Origin of the sequence: Bellilinea sp. (genome assembly GCF_034432615.1) — a bacterium.
GTDB lineage: Bacteria > Chloroflexota > Anaerolineae > Anaerolineales > Anaerolineaceae > Bellilinea.
The window spans coordinates 1-6,636 of sequence record NZ_DAOUBL010000320.1 but is presented as its reverse complement, the minus strand read 5'-3'; the positions used below and the strand labels follow the sequence as shown (position 1 = coordinate 6,636).

The window sequence follows — 6,636 nt, the reverse complement described above, 5'->3', positions numbered from 1 at the left end:
CGGAAACAAAAATTTTTCTACTTTTTCAATTCCGCCATCCAGATAGATTGCGCCAATAAAGGCTTCAAAGGTATCGCATAACAAAGCAGAACGTTCGCGCCCGCCAGCCTGAGACTCACCCCGCCCCAGACGCATGGCGTTGCCCAGGTTGATCTGACGGGCAAAGTCCGCCAGCTGTTCGGTGTGCACCAGCGCTGAACGCATACGAGTCAGGTCGCCTTCCGGCATTTCAGGATAGTGATGATACAGCCACGCGCCGACCACAAAATCCAAAACAGCATCCCCCAAAAACTCCAACCGCTCGTTATCTTCCAGCGCTTCAGGGTGTTCATTCAGATAAGAGCGATGGGTCAAGGAGCGATGCAGCAGCAACGGATCATTGAATTCCAGCCCCAAACGGGCTGCCAGCTGTTCAGGCGATTCCTGCACAAAATGCAGATCACCATTTTCCATAAGTTCCTCCGGCGAACTCAAGGGGCGCAAGCCACCCAGCCTTACTCGCCTTGTCTCTACCTGCTCAAGTAGCTCGCGTTCCTTTAGTTCAATGAATTTCGTTTGAAGGATAATATTTTAACCCAATTCCGCTGATTACGGCAACTACTGGCTGGGGCAATTGGTGAAATTGTTTTTTCAACGCCGCCCACACCAACGCTGAAGTCGGTTCAACATAATAACCACGCCTGCCCAACTCGCCGTACGATTCCAGAATCTCTCGCTCGTCAACAGCCACAAAATCGCCCCCGCTTCGTTGAATTTCCTCAACTAATGCCTTGCCCCTCACCGGCTGGCGCACGCGCACACCTTCGGCAAGAGTATCCCCCTCTCCCGCCGTATTCAATGCGTTCAAACCATTATGAAAGGCTCGCACCACCGGATCGCAGACGGCTGCCTGCACACCGACATAATAAGGCACTCGTCCAATGTAACCTGCATTTTTCAAAGCGGAAAACCCTCTCACAATCCCCAGCAGCAAACCACCATGTCCAACTGGCGCAATCAGGCTGCCGGGCGCTTTTTTACCCAGTTGTTCCCAAATTTCATATGCGATGGTAGCTATCCCCATCAAGCCGAAAGGCAGGTAGGCATGACTGGCGTATGGCACTCCCTTTTCTGCTTCCCTCAGAACTGCACGGGCAGCCTCAGAACGGGGGCCGGGTACGGCAACCAGCTCAGCGCCGTACATCTCAATCTGCCTGCGCTTCGGTCCGGAGGCGCTTTCAGGAACATAAATGCGGCAGTTGATTCCGGCCCGGGCTGCGTAAGCCGCAAAAGACGCCCCAGCATTACCGGAAGAATCCTCGACGGCTTCGTTGACTCCCCGCCCCAACAGTTGACTGACCAGTACTGCACTGCCACGGTCTTTGTAGGAACCACTGGGATTCATGCTTTCCATTTTGAGCGCGATGGGTTGATCCTCTACCACGTCCCACAACAATGGGGTATTCCCTTCTCCCAACGTTACCACCGGCGCGCCTTCTAACAGATCAAAACAGGCTCGATACCGCCAGTACCCCGGCAGATGATTTTGGAGGGAATCCAGCGAAAAATTCGGGGCATCATCATAGTCAAATACCCCTCCGCAGGACGGGCAGCGAAAAGGAACTCCCTCGTCCGGATACGGAAAGCCACATTCCACACACCGAATGGTTGTCATGTTTATTCCCCCTTTTTGGGATAATAACTGCCTTCAATCCATTCCTCACCGTTCGGCATAATCTCTTTTTTCCAGACCGGTACGATTTCCTTCAGACGGTCAATCCCATAGCGGGCCGCTTCAAATACCCCGGTATCACGGTGGGCAGCCGTGCAGGCAATCATCACTGTGGGGGTGCCTGCCTTGAGATGTCCAATGCGCTGAACAATCGCGATTCCCTCTACCGCCGGCCAGCGCTGACGAATCTCTGCAGCAACCTGTGCCATTTTGGCTTCCGCCATGGGCACATACGCCTCATATTCCAGCGCAATCGTCTGATGCGCCTCGCCGCGCCGCGTTTCTCCGCGCACCATGCCGGTGAAGATGCAGGCTGCGCCGGTGGTGGGAAGGGTAATCTTTTCCAGCAGTTCGTTCAAGTCCAATTCTTCTTTGGTTATCCGAAAGATGGTCGGAAGGCTGCCGCCACTGACCGGCGGAAAGAAAGCCACCTCATCCCCCGCTCGAACCAGATCCTCGTCACCGGCGTACTGTTGATTGACCGCCACCAGAACGTTCGTCATCCGATCGGCCAGCATGGGAAAGCGCGCCACAATCGTTCGTTTCAATTCAACCACACGCAACGGCAGATCCACATCCAGGACTGCACGATCAACACCACTCAGGTCTTTCAAATGGGCGAAAAATAAAATTTTTACCCCGTGAGCTTTAGCCGTATCTTCATTCATTGACCACATCTCCGCTTACACCGCCGCGTTTTTCAACCAGCCGGATATTTTGAATCCGCGCAGTTTTTTCAACCGCTTTGACCATGTCATAGACCGTCAAAGCCGCAACCGAAACCGCGGTCAGAGCTTCCATCTCTACGCCGGTTTTACCACTGCTTTTTAGGTGTGCGGTGATTTCCACACCCGGCAAGTCATCCCGAATTTGCAAATCCACCTGTACCTGATGAATGGGGATTGGATGACACAACGGAATTAATTCGGCGGTGCGCTTGGCAGCCTGGATGCCGGCAATTTGTGCCACAGCGAGGACATCGCCTTTTTTCATCACTCCGGCTCGAATCAGAGCAATAGTTTCCGCTTTGAGGTGAACCTCACCTTTTGCCACCGCCAGCCTTTCGGTTTCCGGTTTCGGGCTGACATCCACCATGTGAGCGCGGCCTTCTTCATCAATGTGAGAGAGTTTGTTGTCTGCCATAGCCAAATTATAACGCCAATCTCTTACTGCAACCTTGTTACACCCTCCCCAATGATATAATCTCCGACATGAGTTATCAAATTGCTGCTCACCAGACTGAGCATTGTCAGGTCAATACCGAAGTTTACAGCGGCCCGCTAGATTTACTACTGGAATTGATCGAACGCGCCGAACTGGATATTACCCGGCTGGCGCTGGCTCAGGTAACCGACCAGTATCTGGAGTACCTGCGCCATTTACAGCAACAAAACGCGGCTGAGGTGTCGGCTTTTCTGGTCATTGCGGCACGGCTGGTACAAATCAAGTCTGCTGCATTACTGCCCCGCCCGCAAATCGTTGAAGCCGCCGCAGTCGAAGAAGACCCCGGCGAAGCGCTTGCGCGTCAGTTGATTATTTACAAACGCTTCAAAGAACTGGCCGGTTACTTACAACAGCGCGAAGAAAACCACCTGCGCACTTATCTGCGCCTTGCCCCTCCCCCTCACCCACTCCCGCAGGCCCGCCTTGATTTAAGCGGTCTGACCCTGCAGGATCTGGTTTCCGCTGCCAAAAGTATATTCTTCAACCAGCCGAGTCTTACTGCATTAGATCGGGTGGTGAGTATGCCGCGCATCACCATCCGTGAAAAAATCCAATCCATCATCCATCGGTTGCGTACAAGTGGGATGACAACCTTCCGCTCCCTATTACAGCCCAACATCAGCCGTGTTGAGGTTGTCGTCACCTTTCTGGCCCTGCTGGAACTGGTCAAACGGCGGCTGGTTGCGGCTCAGCAGACCGGCCTGTTTTCCGACATCGAAGTCCAGCCCATCGCCGATTTCAGTCCGGAGATGGAAAATATCAACTGGGATGAAGATGACGAAGAAGAGCTGACCTGATTGGTTAGCCCTCTTCTTCCCCGCCTGCCGGTTGCTGACCGTCTTCTTCGGTGACCAACTCTACCGGCAGCCGTCCGCTTACCCAAACCATCATCATGTTCAGGTCATACTCATGGGTGGTATCATCCGGATAAGCCTGAGCAAAAGCATCATCCAGGGTTACAAAATTATCCTTTTCCGGCCAGCGGGTTAAAAAACCGGGCAGTACGGCGCGGTCAGCTTCCACCGGCAGCACTTCCCAGCCCCGTGATTTCAAAAACTCCGCCACTCTGGTGGCTAAATCGGTGTGCAGTTCAAACCATGCCTGACAAATCTGCGCCACCATTTCCGGTGACCGCTCAAATGCAGACACAGCCGCGCGGCTTTTGAGCGCAACTGGCGCAAGGGTGCTGTTGCGAAAGCCAGCTACTTTGACAAGTTTCTTCACCATTCGGTTGATGGATGATTTTCGCTGCTCGGATAATTGATCAAAATTGCCAAAAACTTCCTGAAGCAGCTTCAGGCGGTATTCCGGCAGCATGAATTCATTGATCGCATGAAAAGGGATGAATTTGGCTCGTTTTTCTTCTGACATGCGCGCAATTATAACCGATTAACCGCACAATCAGCCTGCCATAACCCGGTCGCTCCATTCATCCAGCAAGGCGACTTCTTCTTCAGTCAACTGCCAGCCGACAGCGCCTAAATTGTCCTCCGCCTGACGTACATTCTTGATTCCCGGGATTGGGAGCGCACCTTTACAAATCACCCAGTTGATGGCAACCTGAGAGGTTGTTTTCCCGCCGTGTTCCTGTCCAATTTGTTTCATTTTTTGGATGAGGGGTTGAATCCGCTCCAGAAGGCGGCGGTTGTAACGTCGCTCCCGGAAACCGCGCATGGGATTTTGCGGCGAATATTTACCGGTCAATACCCCCTGAGCCAGCGGGCTGTAAGCAATCAAACGCACCCCCAACTCCTGACATTGGTGCAGCAAGCCATCTTTTTCCACCTTGCGGTTCAACAGGTGATACTCCACCTGATTCGAAGCCAGCGGTATCCCCATTCTTGCCAGACTTTCAAAGGCACGCTGCATTTGGGTACGGTCATAATTGGAAACCCCCACTGCATCCACCAGACCATCCTGTACTGATTCGGCCAGGGCTTCCATCCAGGTTTCTATGCGTACCGGCGGGAAAGGCCAGTGAATTTGATACAATTCCACCTTGCTACGTTCCAGCCGTTTTAAACTGGCTTGCAAGGCGCGACGCAGGGAATTTTTACTCAGCCGCCATGGAAACGGCATAAACTTTGTGGCTATACGCACAGAATAATCCGTTTCCTGCATGAACTTCCCCAGCAGCCGCTCCGATCGCCCCTGCCCGTACACCTCAGCCGTATCAAAAAAGGTGAAACCTCTCTGGCAGCAAAAATCAAAGACTTCCTTCAAATCCTGATCATCGTATCCGCTGCCATAGCCCCAGAAGATACGGTCTCCCCATGCCCAGGTGCCAATGCCAATTTCAACATTTTCAAAAACATGCGTTGTGGTTGATTGGGTTGAATCTTCACTCATCGTTTGCTTCCAATTGATTTTTTCAATTCTATCTTTGAATTGCCGGCAGGTAAAGTTTTAGCGCATCTTGAGTGGTTTCCACGATCACCATGTTGGATGCAGGACTTTCGCCCTGATGGAGATCGTAAGCCTTCAGCCATATTCGCCAAATCCCCTGCTGCGGCAGGATTAGATCAGCCTGGTTGCGGATACTCGCATCCACCCAGCCAATCGGCCCGCCCCCCTCGCTTTGATAATACAGCCGGTAGCCCACAACATCGCTTTCCGGATTTTCCCGCCAGCGCAGGCGCGCCAGTGCACCGCTTACCGATACTACCTGCAAATTCAGCGGAGCTGAGGGGGGATCATAGTAGTAACGAGCCTGATTTTCAACAAACCCGCCGTCTGTCCATACTTGAGTTGAACAGCCGTCTCCCCCACCAAACAAAACTCCAATCAAACCAGCCTCCCATACATCCTGCGGGTGACGAAAAAGATAAGCTACCCGGTTATCCTGATAGTGGTTGCAGGTGTTGTCCAAATCCATGTTGCCGACCGGCACCTGCCACAGGAGCAGCCTTTTATTCAATTCTCGTCCGAGCAGATGCGCCCATAAAATGGCGCGGTTAGGGCGGGGTAATTCGCGGTCCTGATCGTCCCACCATGGACGGATGCCCCGCCCGGCATCGCGATCCGACCATTCTACAGTGAGCAAATCAGCGCGGTCTGCGCCCATCTTGCGCATAAAACCGGCAGTACGTTGCACATAATTCACCAAGTCGGTTGGTGAAGCCAGGAGGGGATCGCGGTTGACTCCCCACATCGAAGCCATCGGAGCAGCCTGCGCATTGGGAGCGGTGGTATGAATGAGGTCAATCAAGTATTGTCCAAAACCGGAAAGTGTATTGGCATAACCGGGCTTATTCAATGCAACAAAGTACGAATCGGGGTCATCTGCTCGTACGCCCAGCGGGCGGCCATCCGAATTGCTGAGTTGCTGCATGAATCCGTAAAAATCCGGTTCGATGACAAACACAACCGGCTTATCGCCACTTGCTTCCTGAACTGCCCGTTCCAGACTTTGCAGATAAGCGCTGACCACCTCTGGTTTCTTGAGCTGCTCGGCATAGGTAGCCGCGCTCTCGTAACCTCCGGTTGCCCCCAATATCATATAAACCGTAACCACCGGGATAAAACCGTTCTGCCAGGAATGACGGACAAAGCGCTGCACAAAGTTACCGCCCCACCCTTCCCAGCCCCAGGTAATATATTGATAGACATAATTCCACGGCAGGCCGGTGTTTTTCTGCCAGTCGTCCGGGGGGTTCTCACTCCAGGCATTGCTACCCCAGCCCAGTTTTGGGGGCAAACCG

Annotated in this window: 8 protein-coding genes; 1 reads left to right on the top strand and 7 read right to left on the bottom strand. The window is 53.1% G+C overall.

The window, feature by feature from the left end; genetic code table 11:
* From rnc to moaC, 4 genes are all read right to left on the bottom strand, one after another.
* On the bottom strand, window positions 1-453 hold a 453-nt coding region (gene rnc / locus VAE48_RS14465), incomplete at its 3' end, for a ribonuclease III (protein ID WP_322794036.1).
* An 88-nt stretch (window positions 454-541) separates the two neighbouring features.
* The gene (locus VAE48_RS14460) at window positions 542-1,654 is read right to left on the bottom strand and encodes a threonine synthase (RefSeq protein ID WP_322794035.1); all 1,113 of its coding nucleotides are present in this window, start codon (window positions 1,652-1,654) and stop codon (window positions 542-544) included.
* Between the two features lie 2 nt (window positions 1,655-1,656).
* Entirely contained in the window at window positions 1,657-2,379 is a 723-nt protein-coding gene (gene moaD, locus VAE48_RS14455) for a molybdopterin converting factor subunit 1 (protein ID WP_322794034.1), read from the bottom strand.
* The gene (gene moaC, locus VAE48_RS14450) at window positions 2,372-2,854 is read right to left on the bottom strand and encodes a cyclic pyranopterin monophosphate synthase MoaC (RefSeq protein WP_322794033.1); all 483 of its coding nucleotides are present in this window, start codon (window positions 2,852-2,854) and stop codon (window positions 2,372-2,374) included. Before moaC ends, moaD begins: the two co-directional genes overlap by 8 nt.
* Window positions 2,855-2,922: 68 nt before the next feature.
* On the opposite strand from moaC, the gene VAE48_RS14445 reads away from it, so the two are divergent.
* The gene (locus VAE48_RS14445; protein ID WP_322794032.1) at window positions 2,923-3,732 is read left to right on the top strand and encodes a ScpA family protein; all 810 of its coding nucleotides are present in this window, start codon (window positions 2,923-2,925) and stop codon (window positions 3,730-3,732) included.
* A 4-nt stretch (window positions 3,733-3,736) separates the two neighbouring features.
* Here VAE48_RS14445 and VAE48_RS14440 read toward each other — a convergent pair whose 3' ends face one another.
* From VAE48_RS14440 to VAE48_RS14430, 3 genes are all read right to left on the bottom strand, one after another.
* Complete coding sequence (locus VAE48_RS14440) at window positions 3,737-4,306, bottom strand: hypothetical protein (RefSeq protein WP_322794031.1); 570 nt, start codon at window positions 4,304-4,306, stop codon at window positions 3,737-3,739.
* A 30-nt stretch (window positions 4,307-4,336) separates the two neighbouring features.
* A complete protein-coding gene (locus tag VAE48_RS14435) occupies window positions 4,337-5,284 on the bottom strand; it encodes an aldo/keto reductase (protein WP_322794030.1) in 948 nt (315 codons plus the stop codon).
* A gap of 28 nt (window positions 5,285-5,312) precedes the next feature.
* Window positions 5,313-6,636, bottom strand: a 1,324-nt coding sequence (locus VAE48_RS14430; protein ID WP_322794029.1) for a fibronectin type III domain-containing protein, incomplete at its 5' end; no start/stop codon positions are given.